1 protein-coding gene is annotated in these 691 nt (G+C 35.6%); it reads left to right on the forward strand.

What is annotated here, in order from left to right:
- Positions 1 to 201 precede the first annotated feature (201 nt).
- Positions 202 to 690: a sigma-70 family RNA polymerase sigma factor gene (locus ACERC8_RS09955; RefSeq protein ID WP_373659705.1), complete on the forward strand. Its 489-nt coding sequence runs from the start codon at positions 202 to 204 to the stop codon at positions 688 to 690.
- Position 691: the final 1 nt, after the last annotated feature.

The following is a 691-nucleotide window of genomic DNA, read 5'->3' on the forward strand; positions in this document are numbered from 1 at the left end:
AAACTTTTTTAAAAGTTTTTTTCGTCCGCTCTCTCAGACTCATGCTCTCTTTCGAGAACTGTTATATCTTATCACATGCGTTTAGGTGTGTCAACACTTTTTTTCTTTTTTCTTTCCCTTGGCTTTGGGACATCTGCGTCCTGTTGCTTGAACAGACATCGCCGTACAATAAAAACATCAAAAACAAGGAGATAGTTAGCCATGTTAACTGATGTGATGTTTTCAAACTCTTACCGTATTGTCCGACCTATTGTCTTGAAGCTAAGAAATCTCTACTACATTAAACTTTGGGAGTTGGAGGACTGGGAGCAGGAGGCCATGATTTGCCTTTATACATTGTTAGACAAGCAACCTGACTTATGCGATAATCAGGAAAAACTTAGAGTCTACTTTAAAACTAAGTTCTCTAATCTTGTGAATGATGAATTAAGAAAACAGGAGTCTAAAAAGAGACAGTTAAACAAACTCTCTTACGAAGATATTAGCGAGGTTGCTCACCTTATTCCTAATCCTGAAATCTTGCTTGATGAATTCATCTGCTTTAAAGATAGTCTTGATAGACTTAAAAAATTACTTACTAACGAAGAGTGGAATCTTGTCCAAAAACTCGCTTCCGGAAATGCTTTTAAAGGGAAAAAGAATATCATTACAAAAGTGAAAAAATTAATCAAACAACTTGAAGGTGAGTGAT

Source organism: Streptococcus sp. E29BA, assembly GCF_041807805.1.
Lineage (GTDB): Bacteria > Bacillota > Bacilli > Lactobacillales > Streptococcaceae > Streptococcus > Streptococcus entericus.